General features: G+C 53.4%; 20 protein-coding genes. 13 read left to right on the forward strand and 7 right to left on the reverse strand.

Going from position 1 to position 21,588, the window contains the following annotated elements:
* Window positions 1–287 precede the first annotated feature (287 nt).
* The 10 genes from cpaB (at window position 288) to KO497_RS01135 (ending at window position 10,562) form a co-directional block, all read left to right on the forward strand.
* Window positions 288–1,133, forward strand: a complete 846-nt coding sequence (gene cpaB / locus KO497_RS01090) for a Flp pilus assembly protein CpaB (RefSeq protein WP_215942125.1) — start codon at window positions 288–290, stop codon at window positions 1,131–1,133.
* 268 nt (window positions 1,134–1,401) lie between these two features.
* Entirely contained in the window at window positions 1,402–2,814 is a 1,413-nt protein-coding gene (locus tag KO497_RS01095) for a type II and III secretion system protein family protein (protein WP_215942126.1), read from the forward strand.
* A 4-nt stretch (window positions 2,815–2,818) separates the two neighbouring features.
* Entirely contained in the window at window positions 2,819–3,478 is a 660-nt protein-coding gene (locus tag KO497_RS01100; protein ID WP_215942127.1) for an OmpA family protein, read from the forward strand.
* A gap of 194 nt (window positions 3,479–3,672) precedes the next feature.
* The gene (locus tag KO497_RS01105; RefSeq protein WP_215942128.1) at window positions 3,673–4,920 is read left to right on the forward strand and encodes an AAA family ATPase; all 1,248 of its coding nucleotides are present in this window, start codon (window positions 3,673–3,675) and stop codon (window positions 4,918–4,920) included.
* A gap of 42 nt (window positions 4,921–4,962) precedes the next feature.
* Window positions 4,963–6,423, forward strand: a complete 1,461-nt coding sequence (locus KO497_RS01110; RefSeq protein WP_215942129.1) for a CpaF family protein — start codon at window positions 4,963–4,965, stop codon at window positions 6,421–6,423.
* Between the two features lie 14 nt (window positions 6,424–6,437).
* Complete coding sequence (locus KO497_RS01115) at window positions 6,438–7,406, forward strand: type II secretion system F family protein (RefSeq protein WP_215942130.1); 969 nt, start codon at window positions 6,438–6,440, stop codon at window positions 7,404–7,406.
* An 18-nt stretch (window positions 7,407–7,424) separates the two neighbouring features.
* Entirely contained in the window at window positions 7,425–8,408 is a 984-nt protein-coding gene (locus tag KO497_RS01120; protein WP_215942131.1) for a type II secretion system F family protein, read from the forward strand.
* Between the two features lie 74 nt (window positions 8,409–8,482).
* On the forward strand, window positions 8,483–9,085 hold the full coding sequence (locus KO497_RS01125) for a tetratricopeptide repeat protein (RefSeq protein WP_215942132.1): 603 nt from the start codon (window positions 8,483–8,485) through the stop codon (window positions 9,083–9,085).
* 125 nt (window positions 9,086–9,210) lie between these two features.
* The gene (locus KO497_RS01130; RefSeq protein WP_215942133.1) at window positions 9,211–10,068 is read left to right on the forward strand and encodes a tetratricopeptide repeat protein; all 858 of its coding nucleotides are present in this window, start codon (window positions 9,211–9,213) and stop codon (window positions 10,066–10,068) included.
* Window positions 10,068–10,562 (forward strand): prepilin peptidase, encoded by a 495-nt coding sequence (locus KO497_RS01135; protein ID WP_215942134.1) that lies wholly within the window; start codon window positions 10,068–10,070, stop codon window positions 10,560–10,562. The genes KO497_RS01130 and KO497_RS01135 overlap by 1 nt, the downstream gene beginning before the upstream one ends.
* A 96-nt stretch (window positions 10,563–10,658) precedes the next feature.
* Here the strand turns inward: KO497_RS01135 and KO497_RS01140 are convergent, their stop codons facing one another.
* Window positions 10,659–12,293, reverse strand: coding sequence for a hypothetical protein (locus tag KO497_RS01140; RefSeq protein WP_215942135.1), 1,635 nt, complete (start codon window positions 12,291–12,293; stop codon window positions 10,659–10,661).
* A gap of 165 nt (window positions 12,294–12,458) precedes the next feature.
* Here KO497_RS01140 and KO497_RS01145 point away from each other — a divergent pair, with 165 nt between their 5' ends.
* The 3 genes from KO497_RS01145 (at window position 12,459) to KO497_RS01155 (ending at window position 15,215) form a co-directional block, all read left to right on the forward strand.
* Window positions 12,459–13,772 (forward strand): ATPase, encoded by a 1,314-nt coding sequence (locus tag KO497_RS01145; RefSeq protein ID WP_215942136.1) that lies wholly within the window; start codon window positions 12,459–12,461, stop codon window positions 13,770–13,772.
* A gap of 68 nt (window positions 13,773–13,840) precedes the next feature.
* Window positions 13,841–14,644: an NAD(P)-dependent oxidoreductase gene (locus tag KO497_RS01150; protein WP_215942137.1), complete on the forward strand. Its 804-nt coding sequence runs from the start codon at window positions 13,841–13,843 to the stop codon at window positions 14,642–14,644.
* 34 nt (window positions 14,645–14,678) lie between these two features.
* The gene (locus KO497_RS01155; RefSeq protein WP_215942138.1) at window positions 14,679–15,215 is read left to right on the forward strand and encodes a GNAT family N-acetyltransferase; all 537 of its coding nucleotides are present in this window, start codon (window positions 14,679–14,681) and stop codon (window positions 15,213–15,215) included.
* Window positions 15,216–15,306: 91 nt separating this feature from the next.
* On the opposite strand, the gene folD is transcribed toward KO497_RS01155, so the two are convergent.
* From folD to pal, 6 genes are all read right to left on the reverse strand, one after another.
* Entirely contained in the window at window positions 15,307–16,209 is a 903-nt protein-coding gene (folD, locus tag KO497_RS01160) for a bifunctional methylenetetrahydrofolate dehydrogenase/methenyltetrahydrofolate cyclohydrolase FolD (protein ID WP_215942139.1), read from the reverse strand.
* On the reverse strand, window positions 16,206–16,517 hold the full coding sequence (locus tag KO497_RS01165; RefSeq protein ID WP_215942140.1) for a chorismate mutase: 312 nt from the start codon (window positions 16,515–16,517) through the stop codon (window positions 16,206–16,208). The genes folD and KO497_RS01165 overlap by 4 nt, the downstream gene beginning before the upstream one ends.
* A 179-nt stretch (window positions 16,518–16,696) precedes the next feature.
* Window positions 16,697–18,631, reverse strand: a complete 1,935-nt coding sequence (ftsH, locus tag KO497_RS01170) for an ATP-dependent zinc metalloprotease FtsH (RefSeq protein ID WP_215942141.1) — start codon at window positions 18,629–18,631, stop codon at window positions 16,697–16,699.
* 79 nt (window positions 18,632–18,710) lie between these two features.
* Entirely contained in the window at window positions 18,711–19,994 is a 1,284-nt protein-coding gene (tilS, locus tag KO497_RS01175) for a tRNA lysidine(34) synthetase TilS (protein WP_215942142.1), read from the reverse strand.
* Window positions 19,995–20,068: 74 nt separating this feature from the next.
* The gene (gene ybgF, locus KO497_RS01180; RefSeq protein ID WP_252729453.1) at window positions 20,069–20,938 is read right to left on the reverse strand and encodes a tol-pal system protein YbgF; all 870 of its coding nucleotides are present in this window, start codon (window positions 20,936–20,938) and stop codon (window positions 20,069–20,071) included.
* Window positions 20,939–20,978: 40 nt separating this feature from the next.
* Complete coding sequence (gene pal / locus KO497_RS01185) at window positions 20,979–21,530, reverse strand: peptidoglycan-associated lipoprotein Pal (protein WP_215942143.1); 552 nt, start codon at window positions 21,528–21,530, stop codon at window positions 20,979–20,981.
* Window positions 21,531–21,588 lie beyond the last annotated feature (58 nt).

Below are 21,588 nucleotides of genomic sequence, written 5' to 3' on the forward strand. Positions count from 1 at the left end.
TACCTTGATCAACGCTTTACGTGTTGATCAGACAGGCAAGACATGAAAACCGCGCTCTTAATCGGCGCGGTTTTCACCATTTGGGCCGTCTTCCTGGCTGACCATGAGATGTGAGACGATTGACCCAGAAGGGACGACAAAGATGCCCTGACAGCACTTTGTTATACAAAAACAGTAGAATCCCAGCTGTTGACGCGCGAAAACCACGAATTCGCCATATTCAACAGTCATTTTCGAACAGTGAGCAGAAGGCCCAAATCAAGGGTCAGAGGCAAGAGGATGTGAAGATGCGTATTATTTTTGGATTGGTTTTGGTGGTTGGGATGGCCCTTGCGGGCTTTGCTGTTCACATTACGAGAGGTTACCTCTCAACCTATCAAGCGGATTTGGATCGCGAAAAAGCGTTGCGCCAGAATATCGTGAAAACGGAAGAGATTTACATCGTGACAACGAAAGTTGCATACGGTGATCCCATTTTAGCCGAGGCGGTGACGCTGGCAAAATGGCCGGTAGACTTCATGCCCGAAGGCGTGTTTCGCACCGAAGAAGAATTATTCCCGCAAGGCGCCGATGTGCCTCGGATTGCCCTGCGTGCGATTGAACCGATGGAGCCGCTTCTGGGTGTCAAAGTGACCGAACCCGGTGCTGATGCAGGCGTGGCCTCGCGACTGAGCAAAGGTATGCGCGCCTTCGCGATCCGTGTAGATGTGTCCACAGGTGTGTCCGGATTCTTGCGTCCTGGCGATAAAGTTGACGTCTATTGGACAGGTAATTTGCCGGGTCAGAACAACGGTGACGTCACCAAATTGATCGAATCCTCTGTGCCGCTCGTGGCGATTGACCAAATGGCCGACGGTGAGCGGTCTTCGCCCACCATCGCACGCACTGTGACCGTAGAAATCACACCACAACAGGTTGCCGCATTGGCGCAGGCACAATCCACTGGTCGCTTGTCCCTGTCCCTTGTCGGCCGCGATGATGATACCGTGATCGATGGTGTTGAGATCGACCAAAAGACTCTTTTGGGCATCGAAGCCGCAGCACAAATTGTCGCTGCTCCCGAAGAGCGCGTCTGCACAGTGCGTACCCGCAAAGGCGCAGAGATCATCGATATGCCGATCCCCTGTAGCTAATAAAGCACAAGGCAACGCTTCATTTGCTCAAACTTAGCGGCACAGCGCAAAGTTTTGAAAAGGCAGCATCTGATAAAAGGTGCCGCCTTTTTCAATGACTTGTCGGCAAAACCCGGTCGTGACCTAGAGGCAACCTGTGACTTGTCCACATCACCAAAGCCAGCCAAGCGATTGATTCTTGCAAACAAACCGGTTTTCGGCCATGGTAACCGCAATAGGGTCGTTAGAACCCAAATCTAGAGGCGTGATCATTTCAGAGGCAGGTCACATGAAAATGATGAATATACTTAAGGCAGCCCTATTGGGGTGCGCCGTCGCGAACATGGTGCCGCAGGTGGCATTTGCAGATAAACTTCGGGTTATGACGGGATCGCCTTCTGGGGCTTTGAACGTCCCAATGAACCGCGCTGTGGTCGTTGAAAGTGACGAACCCTTTGCGGAAATTTCGGTGGCCAACGCCGAGATTGCAGATATTTCGACATTGTCTGACAGATCGATTTATGTGCTTGGGCGCTCACCTGGCCTGACGACGATGACGCTTTTGGCACCGGACGGATCTTTGATCACCAACGTTCAGATCCAAGTCACCCCAGATATTTCAGAATTCAAAGAACGCTTGCGTCAGATCATGCCCAATGAGGCGATTGAAGTGCGCACCGCCAACGATGGCATCGTTTTGTCAGGGGTGGTCCAATCGGTCACCTCGATGGAACGCGCAGTTGAACTGGCCAATCGTTATGCGCCGGATCGTGTATCCAATCTGCTAAACATCGGCGGCACCCAGCAGGTGATGTTGAAAGTGCGCTTTGCGGAAATGTCGCGCTCAGTCTCGAAAAACCTTTCAGGATCTTTGGCTTTCGTGGGCAGCGTCGGAACAAACGGCAACTGGACCGGCTCTGAGACCGGTAGTTTTCTAAGCGACGACAACGGCGTAACCACTGCGCTCACCGCAAAAGATGATTCATTGGGCGCGTTGAAACTTGGCGCGTCTATCGGCGGCACCGAGATTGCTGTGTTGCTCGAAGCGATGGAAAGCAAAGGCATCGTGCGCACACTCGCCGAGCCAAACCTGACTGCCCTGTCTGGCCAGCAAGCCAAATTCCTTGCGGGTGGCGAATATCCAATTCCTGTTGCCAGCGAAAACGGCATCACCATTGAATACAAACCTTTCGGTGTTGAGCTCGACTTTACCCCCCGTGTTGTGAACGGCGATCAGATCAACTTGGAACTCAAAGCAGCTGTGTCTGGCATTGACACCACAGTGAACTACAACCTTGAGGGATTTTCGGTGAGCTCGTTCACGCGTCGCGAGACATCGACGACTGTGGAAATGCGGGACGGCGAAAGCTTTGCCATCGCGGGCCTGTTGCAAGACGATTTCCAAGACCTTGCCGGCCAAGTACCATGGTTGGGCGACATCCCCGTTTTGGGTGCCCTATTCCGGTCAACCGATTATTCACGTGACCAATCTGAGCTGGTGATCATCGTTACGCCGCATCTGGTCACGCCGACCAATGGACTAGCTTTGGCTTTACCAACGGATCGCGTGAAAATTCCAACAGAATCTGAATTGTTTTTGTTTGGTAAAACTTATGGCGGCACTGAGCGCCCGAAAACAGGTGCTGCGGCTGAAGTCGCCAAGCAAGACTTTTCCGGTTCTTACGGCTATGTGATGGAGTAAGATCATGCGCGCAAATATCAAAATGACACTGGCTGCGACAAGCCTTTTGGCTCTCTCTGCTTGCTCTGATTCACCTGTCTTTGCGTCTTGGACACAAGAGGCCGGCGGATATTTGGACAACGGCACCTTTGGCAACGCGACGATGAACAACACTTTGATTCAAAATGGTGAATTGTCTTACGCCATTAACATGAATGAACGTTTTGCCGCCGAAGTTGACACCACAGTGAACTTTGAATTCAATTCTGCGATCTTGGATGGGCCTGCGCGCGAGACGATCAAGCGACAAGCCGCATATATCGCGCAATTCCCCGAAGTACGTTTCCGCGTCTTTGGCCACACTGATTTGGTTGGCTCTGATGCTTCGAACAAAGCGCTTGGGATGCGTCGCGCCCGTGCTGTTGTGAATGAAATGGTCCGTCACGGGATTTCAAGATCACGCGTCGAAGCGGTGATTTCCGAGGGCGAAACACAGCCCTTGGTCGCCACACAGGGTCCAGAACGTCGCAATCGTCGCACGGTGACCGAAGTGTCAGGCTTTGTCCAAAACGCACCGCTGATCATGGACAGCCGTTACGCCGATATCATTCACCGTGAATACATCGAAAGTGCGACAGCGCCTTCTGCCCTTGTAGATTATGGCCAATCTCAGCTAGCGGAGTAAACATCGTCCCGAAATAGCGAATTATTATGCTATTTTGGCCCTATTGTTGCCCACATTGCCCGTCACCTTAGACCCAATAGGAGCAGTTCGTTTGACAGTGAGTCGGACGACATGCGCCAGGGACCAAGGGGCGGGCTTTGTTTTTAAAGCAAACCTTTTTGGCTTTGGCGCTCCAAGGTGAAAAGGACGCGGCAATGACGAGTGAAACTGCATTGCATACTGAACAAGACCAATTGGTTGCGTGTACAATCTCACGCGATGTTCAGAATTTCGATCTGTTGGTCGAAGACATGGAGACCGAACTGGGAGAATCCTGGGGCGATCTTAACTTTGAGGATGCGCGGCAATTCTTCCGGCAACCTGAATCAGGCGCATTAAAATTTGTCGCCGTCGCCATTGACCAAGAAGACGAAGGTATGCTTGCCATCGTTGCAGATTTGATCAAGTCGGCCAAGGCTCAGAATGTTAAAGTCATTTTGATCGCGGATGAGGTCAGCCCGATGGCGCTGCACCACTTGCTACAACTTGGCGCTGAAGATTTTATCCCCTACCCCTTGCCCGAGAATGCTTTGTCAGAAGCCATCGCGCGTCTTGACGCACCGCGCAAGGCGCATGCTTCGGATTTTATCGAGCAAGCTACGCCCCCAAAACGCGCAGCCAATGGTGTGGTCTTGCCGGTTCAATCTGTTTCAGGCGGCGCAGGCGCGACGACTTTGGCGGTGAACTTGGCCTGGGAACTTGCCCATGTTGAAAAATCCGAACCGCAACCGCGTGTGTTGTTAATGGATTTAAATCTGCAATTCGGATCGGTTTCTACCTATCTTGATTTGCCGCGCCGCGAAGCGGTTTATGAGCTGCTGTCCTCGACAGAACATATGGATGACGAAGCGTTCAAATCGGCATTGACCAACTTCAACGATTCAATTTCGGTGCTCACCGCGCCAGCAGATTTACTGCCGCTTGATTTCATCGAGTCAGAGGATTTGGATCGCATCTTGGAAATGGCGCGCCATCATTTTGACTATGTGATCATCGACATGCCATCGGTGTTTGTGACTTGGTCCGAAGTGATATTGAACCAAGCTGACATCATCTTTGCCCCTTTCGAGCTGGATATGCGGTCGGCGCAAAACATATTGCGTCTCAGATCCGCCTTGCGGGCCGAAGACCTGCCGTTTGAAAAGTATCGCTTTTTGTTGAACCGCGCCCCCAAAGGCATGGACCTATCAGCAAAATCACGGATCAAACGCATGTCCGAGAGCTTGGAAATCGCCATTGAGGTGCAACTGCCAGATGGCGGCAAAGCCGTGCTTCAATCGAATGACCAAGGGCTGCCTCTGGCGATCGACGCAGGTAAAAACCCGCTGCGCAAAGAGATCCAAAAGCTCGCCGCATCGATACACGTACGCCAAAGCGAAGCAATGAGCGCAGCAGCACAATAAGACCTCGTGAGGGGGTTTCAGGTTTAGGTTTAGGGGAATTACATGTTTTCGAGATACAAAAAGACAGACACAAAACAAGCGCGCGCCGTTACAGGCGCGCCGGCCCAAGACGCGCCTGTGTCCCAAGCTCCCCAAGTTGCAGCCTCTGCACCGAAGCCAAAAGCGACAGTACAGCGTCGTGACATTCAGCGCACAGAAGTCATCGTGCCTGAGGAAAAAGACCGCAAACGCAAGGAACGCATTTCCGACATCAAAGTGTCGATGCACCAACGCTTGCTGGAAGACTTGAACTTGGCCGCGCTGGAAAGCGCGCCGGAAAAAGAGTTAAAGCTAGAGATTGCCGCCATCACCACAGAGTTCCTCAATGAGGAAGGTATGGTTCTCAATCGCGACGAGCGGATGGTCTTAAACCAAGATTTATACGATGAAGTCAAGGGCTTGGGGCCGCTGGAAACCCTGCTCAAAGACGACACTGTGAACGATATCTTGGTCAACGGTCCGAACCAGATATTCGTGGAACGCGACGGTAAATTAATGCTGTCGGATGTGACATTTAAAAACGAAAAGCACCTGTTGCGCATCATCGATAAGATCGTGTCGGCCGTTGGCCGTCGCGTCGATGAATCCAACCCTTACGTCGATGCGCGTCTCGCGGACGGGTCACGTTTCAACGCCATGGTGCCGCCTGTCGCGGTGGATGGGTCTTTGGTGTCCATTCGTAAATTTAAAAAAGAAAAACTGGCGATTGACGATCTGGTCAAATTTGGGGCCTTCACCGAAGAAATGGCCGCCTATTTGCAAGCTGCCGTGTCCACACGACTGAACGTCATCGTGTCAGGTGGGACGGGCTCTGGTAAAACGACCACGCTCAATGCGCTGTCATCCTTTATTGCCGATGACGAACGTATCCTAACCATTGAGGACACGGCCGAGCTTCAACTGCAACAAACACATGTGGGCCGGATGGAATCCCGTCCCGCCAACGTCGAAGGCAAAGGTGCAGTGACCCAGCGCGATTGTTTGCGCAATGCTTTGCGGATGCGCCCTGACCGCATCATCGTGGGGGAAACCCGCGGTGAAGAAGTTATCGATATGTTGCAAGCGATGAACACCGGTCACGATGGATCAATGACCACAATTCACGCCAACTCGGCACGTGATGGTGTGTCTCGTCTGGAAAACATGGTCGCCATGGCCGGGATCGAAATGCCGCTCAAAGCGGTGCGCAGCCAGATCTCAAGCGCGGTGAACCTGATCGTGCAAGCCTCGCGTTTGCAAGACGGGTCACGCCGCATGGTGTCGATCACTGAAATCACCGGCATGGAAGGCGACGTCATTTCGATGCAAGAAGTCTTTCGCTACCAACGCACAGGCCTGACGCCTGACAATAAAATTATCGGTCATTTCACAGCGACCGGCGTGCGCAGCCACTTTTCCGAGCGGTTCAAAATGTGGGGTTATGATTTGCCACCATCATTGTTCGAACCCACGAAACCGCAGTAAGGACACGAACAGCCATGGCCATTTCAACTGATCTTATCATCTACGTCGTCGTCTTTATTGCCGTGCTTTTGCTGGTCGAAGGCATTTATCTGACCGTCTTCGGCAAATCCATTTCGCTCAACAGCCGCGTGAACCGTCGCTTTGAGATGCTGGAAAAAGGGGGCAACCGCGAAGAGGTGCTCAACCAGCTGCGCAAAGAAATGGGTCAGCACCTAAAATCGCGTCAGGTGCCGCTCTACTCCATTCTGGCAGAGAAAGCGCAGAAAGCGAACATCGCCTTTTCACCGGTTCAACTGATTGGAATTATGGCGCTTTTGGCGATGATTTCCTTTGTGGGCTTAACTGTAGGCACCGCGACATCAGCCCCATTACGCGCAGGCGTCGCTTTGGGCATGGGGGTCACAGCCGTATTTGTGTGGATCAACAACAAAGCTAAAAAGCGGATGTCGATGATCGAAGAACAGCTGCCAGAAGCCGTTGAATTGATGGTGCGGTCCTTGCGTGTGGGCCACCCGTTTTCCAGCGCCTTGACCATCGTGTCCAAAGAGGTCCCCGACCCGCTTGGCACTGAGATGGGCGTGATCGCCGATGAATCAGCTTACGGGCGAGATGTGGGCGAGGCGTTGAAAGACATGGCCGAACGGCTTGATATGCAAGACATGCGCTTTCTGGCCGTGGCCGTGTCGATCCAACAGCAATCGGGTGGTAACCTGGCTGAAGTTTTGGAAGGCTTGTCCAAGGTTATTCGTTCAAGGTTCAAACTGTTTCGCCGCGTGAAAGCGATCACGGCTGAGTCGAAATGGTCCGGCATGTTCCTGTCATTGTTCCCGCTTGGGTGCTTGTTGGTCATCTTGGTGGGCAAACCCGATTACTACGACACCGTGAAACATACCGCCGCGTTTATTCCCGCCTGTCTTGTGGTTGCTGGCTTTCTGGTCGCCAATATTTTCATCATGCGCTCCCTTGTCGACATCAAAGTCTAGACGGGGAAAGGACATACCATGCTAGAGTTTTTCACATCTATTTTTGGCGAACAGCTTGGCCCCTTCGGCCCGGTGATTATCATGGGCGTGCTGGGCATCGTTCTGATGCTGTTTGCAACCCCTGCCCTGTTGAAAAAACGCGATGATCCTCTAGATCGTTTGCGTGCGCAGGTGCGTGGCAATGCCCAAACGGCAAAGGCCAAAAACGGCAAGACAACGAAATTGCGTCAGACCCAAAAGAAAGACAAGCTTGAGAAATACGCCGATTTCCTAGAACCACAGAACGAAGAAGAATATTCTGCCGTTCAGTTGAAACTGATCCAAGCGGGCTATCGCGGCAAAAACGCAGTGCGCATGTATAACTTTGCGCAGCTTGCTTTGGGCATGGGCCTTTTGGCCATCGGTGTGATTTTGGCAGTGATCAAAAGCGGCAACGCTGAGGTCTCAACCCAGTCGATGATTATGACTGTTCTGATCCCTGCTGGCATCGGCTATATGGCGCCAAAATACTGGGTCACACGCCGCGTCGAAGCACGCAAAGAAGAGATCACCAACGGCTTTCCAGACGCGCTTGACTTGATGCTGGTCTGTGTGGAAGCGGGCCAATCGCTGGATCAATCCATCGTGCGCGTGGCACGTGAAATTCGCTCGGGTTTTCCCGCATTGGCCGATGAGTTTGAGATCGTCAGCTATGAGATCAAAGCCGGTAAAGACAAGATCAACGTGTTGCGCGATATGTCCGAGCGTGCTGGCGTGGCCGATGTGGCCTCATTCGTGACCGTGCTGATTCAATCTCAGTCCTTTGGGACCTCTATTGCCGATGCTTTGCGGATTTACGCGAGTGAGATGCGCGACAAACGGGTGATGCTCGCTGAGGAAAAGGCCAACACTTTGCCGACAAAAATGACCTTGGCGACCATGATGTTGACCGTGCCACCGCTGTTGATCATTTTGATCGGCCCATCTGTTTATGACATCGTCACCTTGCTGAAAGGGTTCTAAGCCTTTACGATATAGCCTATAGGGGCTGACGTTGCGCGCCCCTATATGCCCTATAAAGCAAAGGCCCGAAAGACATGTGTCTACGTCATGATCCGTCTTCCCCAAAGCTGGTACTGCGTCGGGTTGTCTTGGCGTGTTTGAGCCTCGCGACGTTGACAGGGTGTCATGATCCCAACGCGTTGGCCCCACTCAAAGAGGGCGGCGTCTATGCGCCAACAGGTATCAAGGCGAATGTCGCTTCCGTAGACGGGTTGATCGTGGGCCACAGATTGATGGCATCCGGCGAATATGAACTGGCCTTGCGTGCTTACTTGCGTGCGGCTGGGGATCGCGGCCTTGATGTGGATGTTATGTCAGCCATCGGGTCAGCCAATCTTAAGCTGGGGCGTTTGGGCCAAGCTGAAAAAATTCTGCGCCGCGCGGTTGAGGCGGACGAAACCTTCGTGCCGGCATGGAATAATTTGGGCGTTGTTTTGATGGAACAACGCAATTACGGCGAAGCAGAGCGCGTGTTCCGTATGGCCTTCGCCCTTGATAGTGGCCAATCTGCCGAAATTCGTGACAATTTACGCTTGGCGCTCGCCAAATTGAAAAATCCTGATACAATTATTCAAAATGAGAGTGATTTTACCTTGGTGCGTCGAGGAACAGGGGATTACCTGATCTTGGCACGCTAATCGGACCTCGGGAACAACCCGGCGGCGGCGATCTCAAATCATACGTTCTGTGTGATTTTGGGCAAACCGGATGCAAAAAGGCCGATATCTGGTGAAACGGGCAGTCAAAAGAGGTGGCAGGCACCATGCGCAAAGTGATTTTAACTTCGCTGACCCTTTCGGGCGCGATAATCTTGACCGGTTGCGGTCAATCAAATTTCGGTGACGTGAAGCGAGCAAAAACATCCGTCAATGTCATCGATGAAAACAACCTCAATGATGTGATGTTGTCGGCGGCAGACCCAAACGAGTCTGTGTCTTATTTTACACGAGCCTTAACTTCAGATCCGAACCGTATCGATCTGATGCGCGGGCTGGCCCAATCCTTGATCCGAGCACGCAATAATACTGCAGGCGTTAAAGCCTGGAAGGGCGTTGTTCAACACGAGGACGCCACCAGCACGGACCGCGTGGATTACGCGGATGCACTGATCCGCTCCGGCGATTGGAAAGAAGCGCAAGTACAACTGAACCTTGTTCCACCAACCCATGAAACATACAAACGCTACCGTTTGGAAGCGATGATCGCCGACAGCAATCAAGACTGGAAAAAAGCCGACAGCTTTTACGAGACAGCGGTTGGCCTGACCACAAAGCCATCGTCAGTGCTGAACAACTGGGGCTATTCCAAAATGACCCGTGGCGAATTCACTTCGGCCGAGCGGCTGTTTGCAGAAGCGATCACCTATGATCCTGCCTTGTTCACCGCAAAAAACAATCTTGTGTTGTCACGCGGCGCTCAAGGTAAATACGAATTGCCCGTCGTCACGATGACCCAAGTCGAGCGTGCGCAGCTTTTGTATACGCTGGGTCTCTCTGCGGTAAAATCTGGCGATGTCACCATCGGCAAAGGGTTGATCAAAGAAGCCATCGACACCCACCCACAGCATTTTGAAACGGCCGTGCGATCTTTGCGTGCGCTTGAATCCAACGTCACGAATTGATGCTCAACCTTGATGCGACTGCGGCCTTGTGGATTTTGATTGTCACCACGCCGCTATCTTTTCTAGCCGCGTTCAATGACTTGGCGCGGATGAAATTGCCCAATGCCCTCGTGATGGCTTTGGTGGCTATCTACGTTGTGATCGGGCCGTTTTTGTTCGATTGGCCGACCTATTTTTGGGGCTTTGCCCATGGCATTGTCATGTATCTATTTGGCATGTTCGCCTATGCCTTTATGGGAGTTGGCGCGGGCGACGGCAAATATGCGGCCGCCATGGCGATGTTCATTCCCGCCCATGATGCGCGCTTTGTGGTGCCGCTGTTTTGCGCTTACTTGATCGGGGCTTTTGTCACCCATCGGCTGTTTCGCGCCATACCTGCTGTGCGCAACGCGACGCAAACTTGGGTGTCTTGGGGGCACAAAAAATTCCCCGCTGGGCTGGCATTGGCAGGGGCTTTTACCACATATTTTGGAATCGTCGCCTTTGGCTGGTAACGGCGCATAGATTGAGAGTAACACTGAGACATCAAAAAGCCGCGCATGATTACGCGGCGTTTTTACTTGGGTCATGTGCCTACGTCTAAGATAGGTCTATTCACCCGCCTTTTTAATCGGATAAACCCACATCACATCATTCTTAATCGGTGCCCCCAAGGTCAGGTCGGCTTGTTCAATCGCGGCCAAGGTCTCACGTCGCACAAGCGCATCTCGGGGGCAGACAGGGACAACGATGACATCCGCATTCTCTATCCCTGGCAATCCTGAATAATACCACGGCGCCCCGCCTTTGAGTGGTGCAAAACCGCCCTCGATCCAAATTGAGCTGACCAAATCCGTCACAAAGACCTGCGTGAGCGATCCAAAACCATAAGGTGCGCCGCGCAATGTTTGTGCCATATATGTGTCTAAGGGGCCTTGCCCAGAGTCCAATGTACAACGCGGCAACTCTGCGCCCTGAAACGTCATAGGCTCTGACAACGGCGCGCCATAAATGGCCAAGGCTGGCACCCGCAAGGCCATCGGTCGCGTTTCAGTGATTTGCGAGACGCGATCGGCAAATACAAACACATCATGGGCCTTTGGCGCTGTCTTAAACAGCATGGCATAGCCCTCTTCAACCTCACCAAAATGGCGCATCGGGCTGGTGATCATGTTTTGAAACGAGGGCGCGATTAAAGCAAAGCTGACCAAAGCCAAAGCCGCGCTGGCATTGCGGGCGTCAGCGTTGAAAATAACCCGCGTGCCCCGCGTCGGGCGATGCGCCAGCAAAAACACACATAGAAATAACAACCATTTGGGGTCGTTTCCAAAGTTTTGGTAGGTGACATAGATGAACCCAGGGGCCAAGAGCAAAAGCACCAGCCCTGCCCGCCCTTGACGCCCTTGTCGCAACACGATGATGCTGAGTACCAGCACAAGTGTCCCGATCAAAAACCGCGGGCCATTTAGAACTTCGGCAAAATCAGCACTCGGGGCCGCACGGGTGGGAGATTGCGCGACAGTCAACAGATCGTGGATATAGGCAAGGTAGAAATCCACCCCAAATCCCCAAGCCACCATGAGTGCCACGACACAGCCCGAAACAAGTCCAAACAGCAAAGACATCCAAGCACCGCGCAAGGCCAATGCCGCAGAAATTGGCAGCACAAAGGCGATAAAATACGTGGGTTTCAACAAGGCTAGCCCTGCCAATAGCACGCCAATGATCAGCCCATCCAAGCGCGGGCGATCTGATCCATCCTGAGCAGGCATAGCCGCCAAAAAGAGCGCAACAAACGACATGGCCCAAGCCCAGCGGTTGTAATACATCGAGGCAGATGTCGAGGCGACGTCTTCGCCGTGAACCAATGACAACACGATCGTCATCACCACCAAACCAAAGACCCAAGCACTCATCCCGTTGAGACGAGACACGGCCACGCGCGTCACCATAGGCGCAAGCAATCCGGCAATCAAAATCTGCGCCGCGATAAAGCTTTGACCGTAACCAAGACCAAGCGCGCTGAACAACGTGATCGGATAAAACGCTGCAATCCCCAAAGGGGTAGAAATGTCGATATGAGGCACCAGCCCTGCATCGATACGCAGCAAAATATCCAACAGATGCGCCACATCTGCCTCATAACGATCGACGAAGAACCCGCCTTTGGCCAAAGCCACGCCGCCCATAACGCCGATGATCACGATCAAAAAAAGCCCATAGCGCATGCTGGAAATCTTGCTCATCACTGCCTCGTTTCATTTTTTTCAAAGATTAGGCTCAAACGCCATGGTTTGCAAAGAATTGCGCGGTAAATTCTTGGCGTGGCGCGTCAGGCTGGCTACACTGTGCTAACATCGCGGGCCGTGCGAGCATTCGCCAAAACAGCGCAGCGGAAGAGGACAAGATAGATGAACATGGACGTAACCCCAAACGTGGTCGCACCGCCCCTGCCCCGCACGATTGCCGACACGGGCCTTGGCGTCGTGATGATGCGTGATATCTTGTTGAAAACGATGTTTCGCACCAATCAAGAGCAGGTGTCGAATCTGTCCAAAACCCTCTGTTTGCCGGTGAATGTCACGCAAGAGTTGGTCGATATGGTGCGCGAGCAAGGCTTGGTCGAAGCGACTGGGACTTTGGCGGCGGGGCAAGGCTCTGAAATGGGGTTTCGTCTGTCAGATACCGGCAAAGCGCGCGCGCTTGATGCCTTATCGCAATCTGAATATTACGGCCCGATGCCGATCCCGCTTGAGGTTTACGCCGAACAAGTGAAACGCCAATCGGTGCGCAATATGCGCATCACTCGGCAGGCTTTGACCGATGCCATGGGTCATCTGATTTTGCCCCCTGACTTGCTGGACCAACTTGGGCCGGCGGTCGGCGCAGGGCGTTCTATTTTAATGTACGGACCACCTGGCAATGGTAAGTCGTCAATCTCGAACGGTATTCGCGACGCTTTGGGTGATTTGATTTATGTGCCCCGCGCCATCGATTATCATGGTCAGGTGATCACGGTTTATGACCCTATTATTCACACCATTCGCGAAGAAAACGAAGATGATGCCTCGCAATTGCGCCGCTCTGCCAACCGTTTTGATCGCCGCTATGTGCGCATCCAGCGCCCCACGGTGGTCACCGGTGGCGAGCTGACTCTCGACATGTTGGATCTGGTCTACAACCCCACTGCGCGCACCTATCAAGCGCCGCTTCAGCTGAAATCCAATGGTGGTATTTTCATCGTCGACGACCTTGGTCGCCAAGAAGAGCCTCCACAAAAACTGATCAACAGATGGATTGTGCCGCTCGAGGAAAACAAAGACATCTTGGCGCTACAATCGGGTGAAAAATTCGAAGTGCCCTTTGACACTTTGGTGATTTTCTCGACCAACTTTCACCCCAATGAAATCTTCGACAAAGCGGCTTTACGGCGGATTTTCTACAAAATCAAAATCGACGGGCCTGACCAAGAGGGCTTTTTGAAAATCTTCGCAATGATGGCGCGCAAGAAAAAGATGCCGCTGGACGAGGCCTCGCTGATCTACTTGCTGAAAGAAAAATATCCAACGATTGATAGCATTTTCGCGAACTATCAGCCGATATTCCTGATCGATCAAATGATTGCCATCTGCGAATTCGAAGGCATGCCTTACCACATGTCGCCCGACCTGATTGACCGCGCATGGGCGAATATGTTTGTGGCCGAAAGTACGTTTGATCACTAGGGGGATTGCAAAAAGCCTCTTCCCAACCCTGACCAATAGCGCCATCCTCCCCCTCAGGAGGACAAGACATGACAAAAACAGGACTGGCTGGCGTGGGCCGTATGGGCAGTGGAATGCTGACCAATATGCGCAAAGGTGGGATTGACGCGGTGGGGTTTGATATTCGCCCAGCCGGTGAATTTGGCAATCTACCGGTGACCAATGATGCCGATGCTTTTGCAAATGGGCTGACGACACTGATCACCGTTGTGCGCGATATGGTTCAGACCGATGAAGTGCTGTTCGGCCCCCAAGGCTTTGTGCTGCGCGCCACAGATTTGGAAACCATCATTGTCTCATCGACCTTATCGCCGAAATATGTGCGCGCTTTGCGGGACCGCATTCCAGATCATATCAATTTGATTGATGCGCCGATGTCGGGCGCACAAGTCGGCGCAATAGAAGGCACGCTGGCCTTTATGGTCGGCGGCGATGATGCGCCAGTTGAAGCCGCTTGGCCCTTGTTTGAAGCGATGGGCAGCAACATCCATCGTATGGGCGGGTTTGGCGATGGCATTCAAACCAAGGTGTTGAACAATCTGCTCTGTGCTTCGCATACGGTGATGACGCGGCTGATTTTGGATTGGGCCTCGGATGCCGATCTTGATCACGGTAAGCTGCTGGCGCTGGTGGAAAAAGCCACAGGGCAAAATTGGTTCGCCTCGCGTTTCGAGCAAATCGAATTTGCCCGCCAAGGCTATGAGACGGGAAACACCGTCGCGATTTTGGAAAAAGACGTGGCTGCGGCTTTGGATGCTGCGCCTGAGGGCGCGGATACCGCCCTGCCAGAGCTGCTGAAACAGATGCTGCACAATCTGGAACCGATGGATTAGATCAACATGCGGCAAAACTTATGAAAGCAAAATTATGCAAGTACAGGTGATCAAAGCCGCCCCCAATGACAAGCCTGATCTGTGGCTCGCACAAAGCCGAAGTTTGGCGCAGATACTTGTCGACAGTGTGGCGGCGGGGGCGGCGATTGGTTTCATGCAGCCTTTAAGTCTTGAGGCAGCACAAGCATTTTGGCGCGACACGGTTGCGTTAAGTGTGATCCAAGGCGAACGCGATGTGCTCATAGCGGTTGAGAACAATACAGTGTTGGGTACGGTTCAATTGGTCGGGAATATGCCGCCCAACCAACCGCATCGCGCCGAGATTGCCAAGATGATGGTTGCCCCAGAAGCGCGTCGTAAAGGCATTGGACGGGCTTTGATGCATGCCGCCTTGCGCACAGCGAAAGGCAACGGCAAAACGCTCGTCACATTAGACACGCGCACCGGCGATGTGGCTGCACCCCTTTATGCCTCTGTCGGGTTCAAGGTCGCAGGCTCGATCCCTGATTTCGCCTATGATGCCGATGGACAGGCATTGCACGGCACCACATATATGTACTGTAAGCTGTGAATCGCGAGCCTTTTTAAACAGATAAAAAGCCCGCGCAAGGTGCTCCTCAGCGCGGGCTTTTCTATGCGACTTGCGCTGGGTTTTGACGGCCTTAGGCTGTCAGACCTTCGGGTTCGGCCAAACCGTTGGCACGGCAGCAGGCGGTGACTGTATTGGCCAGCAGGCATGCGATGGTCATTGGACCTACACCACCGGGCACAGGCGTGATCGCGCCTGCGACCTCGGCGGCAGAAGCGTAATCAACATCGCCCACAAGACGGGTTTTGCCCGCGCCACGCTCGGGCGCGTCGATGCGGTTGATGCCCACATCGATGACCACAGCACCCGGTTTGATCCAATCGCCTTTGACCATTTCAGCACGACCCACAGCGGCGACAACGATGTCAGCGCCGCGCACGACCTCTTCGATATTCTTGGTGCGTGAATGGGCGATAGTGACAGTGGCGCTGTCGCGCAGCAACAGTTGCGCCACGGGTTTGCCCACCAAATTGGACCGCCCGATGACCACAGCATTTTTACCAGACAAAGACCCTAGCTGATCGCGCAAGAGCATCAAACAGCCAAGCGGCGTGCAGCTGACCATAGCGCGCTGACCACTGGCCAAAAGACCCGCATTCAACACATGCAAGCCGTCGACGTCTTTGGCGGGATCAATGCGGGCGACGATATCGCGTTCGGACAGATGGTCGGGCACTGGGAACTGACACAGGATGCCATGCACAGCAGGGTCGGCGTTCAACTGGTCAATCAGCGCGTAAAGATCAGCCTCGGAGGTGTCCGCGGGCAGTTTGTGTTCAAAAGAATTCATGCCCACTTCGATGGTCGATGTGTTTTTATTGCGCACGTAAACTTCGGACGCAGGATCGGCGCCCACAAGAATTACAGCCAAGCCAGGGGTTATGCCCTGCTCTTCTTTGAGGCGCGCCACATGGGCTGCGATTGCGCCGCGCATCGTAGCAGCAAAGGCTTTTCCGTCAATTCGGGTGGCTGTCATTCGGTGTCTCCTTTGGACATGGCCTGCTCTTCGCGGGCGATCATGTTATCAACCATCAAACGCCACATGTCAGCAGCAGTTTGCGCGTCGAATCCTTCGCGGGTCGCAAGCCGGCGCACGTTGTTCACAACCTCATTGACGCGATCGTCAATGCGCGCGGGCAGACCCACGGCAGGCTTGATCTCGGCGGCGCGATCGATGTGGCTTTGGCGGATCGACAGCATGCGGATCAGCTCAAGATCAATCTGATCAATCTGAGCACGCAGATCTGCCATTGTGTCGATGTCTTTTGGATTTCTAAGCGTCATATCAGGTCCTCTTATCCGCGCTTTATCATGTGGGAGGTCTTGAGGAAAGAGGCCGCATGGCCGCGGCCAAAATCGCGACGCTTCACCCGCCAGTGCAGATTGATGATGTTTTGCCCTAAGCGACTCATAAAAAAACCGCACCCTAAGGCACGGTTTTTAAATTCATATAGTGACACAGATTACTCTGGTGTCCCCGCATCAGAGGCATCCGTATCTGGCGTCTCTGATTTCGGCGCGTCCAGTTTACGTTTACGCGTTTTAGGCACGGCCATCAAAGAGGGCTTGTCTTTGTCGGTCTCATCGTCCGCGTTTTCATCCACGTGAGGTGATTCACCTTTCATCACGCGTTTGATCTCGTCGCCAGTGAGGGTCTCATATTCAAGCAAGCCTTGCGCCAGACGTTCAAATTCTTCGCTGTTTTCTTCGAGAATTTGATAGGCACGCTCATAGCCCGCTTGGATAAAGTTTTTGACTTCTTCCTCGACCATTTCTTTGGTCGCAGCTGACATTGAAAACCCGCCAGCGCCGCCGCTGTAGCCTTCATGCGCTTCGGTGTAATCGATATTGCCGACCTTGTCTGACATGCCCCAGCGCAAGATCATCGCACGCGCCAAGCCAGACGCCTGTTGAATGTCGCCTGCGGGACCGTTGGACACTTGGTCCGCACCGTATTTGATGATTTCAGCCGCTTTGCCCGCCATGGTCATCGCCAAGCGTTGATGGCACTCGTCTTTGAACATGTTCAAGCGATCCATTTCAGGCAGGCTCATCACCATCCCCAAAGCAGAGCCGCGTGGAATAATCGTCGCTTTGTAGACAGGATCACATTTCGGCAAGATGATGCCAACAATGGCGTGGCCCGCTTCGTGGTAAGCCGTCATTTCTTTTTGCTCAGGCGTCATAACCATAGAGCGACGTTCCGCGCCCATCATGACCTTGTCTTTGGCAGATTCAAAATCGACCATAGTGACAACATTGCGTCCGATACGCGCGGCCATCAAAGCGGCCTCGTTCACAAGATTGGCCAGATCGGCACCCGAAAACCCCGGTGTACCACGCGCGATGATGCGCAGATCAACCGCAGGTCCAAGAGGGATTTTACGCGCATGCACGCCCAAAATTTTCTCGCGACCTTTGATGTCTGGGTTTGGCACGGTGACTTGGCGGTCAAAACGACCCGGGCGCAGCAAGGCAGGGTCAAGAACGTCACGACGGTTGGTCGCAGCCACGATGATCACGCCTTCATTGGCTTCAAAGCCATCCATCTCAACCAGCAATTGGTTAAGCGTTTGCTCACGTTCGTCATTGCCGCCACCATGGCCAGCCCCACGGGCACGGCCCACGGCGTCGATTTCATCGATAAAGACGATACATGGCGCGTTTTTCTTGGCTTGTTCGAACATATCGCGCACACGAGAGGCACCGACACCGACGAACATCTCAACAAAGTCAGAGCCTGAGATGGTAAAGAATGGCACGCCAGCTTCGCCCGCAATCGCACGCGCCAGCAAGGTTTTACCAGTACCGGGAGGGCCAACAAGCAAAGCGCCTTTTGGAATTTTACCGCCAAGGCGTGAATATTTTTGCGGATTGCGCAGGAATTCGACGATCTCTTCCAGCTCTTCTTTGGCCTCGTCGATGCCGGCGACATCATCAAATGTCACGCGTCCGGCTTTTTCGGTCAAAAGCTTGGCTTTCGATTTGCCAAAGCCCATCGCCCCGCCTTTACCGCCGCCTTGCATGCGGTTCATGAAGAAAATCCAAACACCGATGATCAAGATGAAAGGCAAAAAGGTGATCAACAAAGATGTCAGACCGCTTTGCTTTTGCGCCTTGCCTTTGACGTTCACGCCCTTGTCGACCAAGGTGCGCGCCAAATCGTCATCGCCTGGGTTGATGACATAAAAGTCCGAGCCATCCGACAGGGTGTAATTGACCTTCTCGCCATTGATATAGGCCGAGGTGACAGTACCAGAATCAACACTGGACATAAATTCGGAATAATTGGTTTCATTCGTCGCCAAAGATGATTGACTGCCACCGATGACGTTGAACAACGCCACCACCAGCATCAACAGCACCAGCCAAAAAGCGAGATTTCGTGCATTACCCAAAACAGGTCTCCTCGAAAATTCAGACTCAGCGCGGAGGCGCTGAGCGGTTTCCCTTAAAATAGGGATCAATGGGGTAAGTTCAATGCGATAAAAGCGATGTAAACGCGTGACCGCGTGGATGGATCAATTTTGCATGGATAGATTGAGCGGCAACCCCCACCGGAACGCTTGGATCAGCCAAGGGAGCAGCAATCAAATCATCGCCTGAAAACACCGCAGGCGTGGACTTTAAGCTCTCTCTGGGCGCTCCCCCCTCTACGCGCGCCCCTAGTTTTTGCAAACCGTCTTCGCCCAAAGCCCGTACGATCAAACCATCTGATTTGTCGCAGGTTATCTGCCAGCGATTGTCCCAAATCCCGTTTGGAATGCTCACTTCGTCTTGCACAGCCGAAAATTCACGACACAGGCGCAAGGATTGCGCGTCTCCGATCAAGCGCACCCCGTGCAGAGTCGCATGTTGACCGCGAAGCATCGCAGACATGAATTCTTGTAATTTCAACCCGCGCGGCCCGTAATCGGCGGATGAAATCCACTTGAGCGCATGAGAAACAAGGCGGCGATTGATCTCGGGGGCGCCTTGGGAAAAGCCTTTGCGATCAATGATCAAATCGCCATTGTCTTCAACCATGCAATCAATCGCATGATCATGGGTCGTCACATCCAGCACTGAACGCACTTGCGACAGGTGATCCATCACCCGCCCCACCACATGAGAATCGATGCCCAAATCCGTCAGCGCCGCCATGGCTTTGCGCGCTTTTACACGGTCGTAGGTTTCGTCATCATTGCTGGGATCATCAATCCAAGGTTGGCGCAGATCGCGCAAGTACTGGCGCAGCTCACACCGTTCTTGCATCAGCAAAGGTCGCACCCATGTGATCCCGTCCGCTTGCCTGCGCCGTTGCATTCCCGTCAGCCCATCAATGCCAGACGCCCGCGCCAAACGCATGAAAAAGGTCTCTGCCTGATCATCGGCAGTGTGCCCCAGTGCGATGGTATCAATATCGTTGTCCTTGGCCCAATCCGCCATCAAACCGTAGCGCGCACGGCGGGCAGCGTCCTGCAGATTGCCTGCGCCACTCCAATCGGTCCAGTTCAATGTACTGTGTTTGATTTTCAGGCTTTCACAGGTCTCAGCCACAAATTCCGCTTCGCGTGCGGCATCCGCGCGCAAGCCGTGATTGACCGTGACAGCAGACAGGCGCACCCGCTGCTCTTGGCCCCAATCGGCCATCAAGCGCAGCAAAGCCATGGAATCCCCGCCGCCGGACACAGCAATACCGACATGGTTGGGTTTCTCGAAAGTGAAAGCGGAGGCAAAAAAATGTTTCAGCATCGCGCTGTGGGTGTCTGTCTGAACCATAATAACGTTATGCAATCACATCAATAAAATGACCAAGCGGCGCACCGCATGGTCCAATACTTAAAAGCATGTATTTACTGGCACCCAAGAGTTTGACGCGCGGTTTGCGCCTCATTTGCCTCAGATGATCCAGAAAAACGACTGCCCACTTCAGCCAGCATCACACAGCCCTTATCCACATGCCCCAAAGCCGCCATCGCGCCCCCAAGACGCAACAAGGCCGCAGGAGCGCGCACGCCGTCGGACGAGATGTTGAAACTGTCCAAATAAGACCGCGCGGCTTCCGTGGTCTGGCCCAATTTGCTCAAGGCTTCGCCGCGCATGAAATGCGCTTCGCTGGTCAAAAATCCGCCAGTGTAGTTTTGCGCAAACGTGCCAAAGGCATCGGCAGCCACCTCATAGGATCCCGCGTCATAAGCGGCTTGAGCTGCATCAAAATCGGCTTGTTCGGCTTCGGCCAATTGACCACCGCCACCATCCATCGGCGCCTCTGATCCTGGCCCGACAGCGACGACATCGCTGGCTCCGCTTGAAGGTTCAACCCCGCCAAGCGGTTCCAAAACGGGCAAATTGCCAATGTCACAACCGGCCTCCATATCGCAGATACGGAAATTCAGATCATCAAGCTGACGTGTGCCATCGGCTACAATGCGGTCGATGCGAAATTCAAGCTGTTCCATCTTGGCTGTTAATTTGGTGAGACTGCTTTCCATCAAATCAACACGTTCCAAGGTGGACGCGCCGCCAAAAGCAGTATTCGGCGCGCCAGTCGTGGACAGTTCACGTTTCAATTTAAGCAGCTCAACCGACAAGACAGCGGCCTCTTGCCGGATATCCGCCAAGGTCTGCGCATCTTGTGCGACGGCACCTTGCACGCCCGCGCCAAAGCTCAGACCAGCACCGAGGCCAAACATCACCACAGTCGTCATCAAAATGCGTTTCATACCGCCACCTTTTGCCAGTTTATTGCGCCTATACAAGGCCTTAGCTTACGCCAGCGCCCGCCGCCAAAACAGTCACAGCGCGACGGTTTTGTGCATAACAGCTCTCGTCGGAACACACCGCGATGGGGCGTTCTTTGCCGTATGTGATTGGTTTAAGACGCGATGGGTTCACCCCTTGCGAGATCAAGAAATCTTGCACCGCAGCGGCGCGGCGGCTGCCAAGAGCCAAGTTGTAATCGCGTGTGCCTTGCTCATCGGCATGACCTTCGATGATCGCGGTGTAACCAGGGTTGGCCAACAACCACTGCGCTTGCTGCGTCAATTGTCCGCGTGCGCTGTCTGTCAATGTGGACTGGTCCACAAGGAACAACACACGATCACCAATAGTTTGGTTGAAATATGCAGTCGAGGTCGGATCGTTGATCGATCCTGCGATAATGCCGCCATTCGCGCCAGCTGCGCCAGCACCCGCACCGCCCGCGCCAAAGCGGTCAGGGTTGGTACAGGCCGTCAAAGCCAGTGCGGACATCAAAACAAAAGCGGCCACGCGGGGGGGGCTTTTGCGCGATTGTGTGGAAAGTGTCTGTGTCATTTGGTCATCCTTTGCGGAATTTAACGCTGCTCATTTTAGGCAAGTATAGCACCCCGCA

Origin of the sequence: Pacificibacter marinus (assembly GCF_018860665.1) — a bacterium.
Lineage (GTDB): Bacteria > Pseudomonadota > Alphaproteobacteria > Rhodobacterales > Rhodobacteraceae > Celeribacter > Celeribacter marinus_A.

Coding starts and splice junctions, on each gene's coding strand:
- KO497_RS01115 (WP_215942130.1), top strand. CDS start 6,438: ATGGCCATTTCAACTGATCTTATCATCTACGTCGTCGTCTTTATTGCC.
- KO497_RS01125 (WP_215942132.1), top strand. CDS start 8,483: ATGTGTCTACGTCATGATCCGTCTTCCCCAAAGCTGGTACTGCGTCGG.
- KO497_RS01155 (WP_215942138.1), top strand. CDS start 14,679: ATGCAAGTACAGGTGATCAAAGCCGCCCCCAATGACAAGCCTGATCTG.
- KO497_RS01130 (WP_215942133.1), top strand. CDS start 9,211: ATGCGCAAAGTGATTTTAACTTCGCTGACCCTTTCGGGCGCGATAATC.
- KO497_RS01110 (WP_215942129.1), top strand. CDS start 4,963: ATGTTTTCGAGATACAAAAAGACAGACACAAAACAAGCGCGCGCCGTT.
- KO497_RS01120 (WP_215942131.1), top strand. CDS start 7,425: ATGCTAGAGTTTTTCACATCTATTTTTGGCGAACAGCTTGGCCCCTTC.
- folD (WP_215942139.1), bottom strand. CDS start 16,209: ATGACAGCCACCCGAATTGACGGAAAAGCCTTTGCTGCTACGATGCGC.
- KO497_RS01105 (WP_215942128.1), top strand. CDS start 3,673: ATGACGAGTGAAACTGCATTGCATACTGAACAAGACCAATTGGTTGCG.
- KO497_RS01100 (WP_215942127.1), top strand. CDS start 2,819: ATGCGCGCAAATATCAAAATGACACTGGCTGCGACAAGCCTTTTGGCT.
- KO497_RS01165 (WP_215942140.1), bottom strand. CDS start 16,517: ATGACGCTTAGAAATCCAAAAGACATCGACACAATGGCAGATCTGCGT.
- cpaB (WP_215942125.1), top strand. CDS start 288: ATGCGTATTATTTTTGGATTGGTTTTGGTGGTTGGGATGGCCCTTGCG.
- ybgF (WP_252729453.1), bottom strand. CDS start 20,938: ATGAAACGCATTTTGATGACGACTGTGGTGATGTTTGGCCTCGGTGCT.
- KO497_RS01095 (WP_215942126.1), top strand. CDS start 1,402: ATGAAAATGATGAATATACTTAAGGCAGCCCTATTGGGGTGCGCCGTC.
- pal (WP_215942143.1), bottom strand. CDS start 21,530: ATGACACAGACACTTTCCACACAATCGCGCAAAAGCCCCCCCCGCGTG.
- KO497_RS01145 (WP_215942136.1), top strand. CDS start 12,459: ATGAACATGGACGTAACCCCAAACGTGGTCGCACCGCCCCTGCCCCGC.
- KO497_RS01135 (WP_215942134.1), top strand. CDS start 10,068: ATGCTCAACCTTGATGCGACTGCGGCCTTGTGGATTTTGATTGTCACC.
- KO497_RS01140 (WP_215942135.1), bottom strand. CDS start 12,293: ATGAGCAAGATTTCCAGCATGCGCTATGGGCTTTTTTTGATCGTGATC.
- tilS (WP_215942142.1), bottom strand. CDS start 19,994: ATGGTTCAGACAGACACCCACAGCGCGATGCTGAAACATTTTTTTGCC.
- KO497_RS01150 (WP_215942137.1), top strand. CDS start 13,841: ATGACAAAAACAGGACTGGCTGGCGTGGGCCGTATGGGCAGTGGAATG.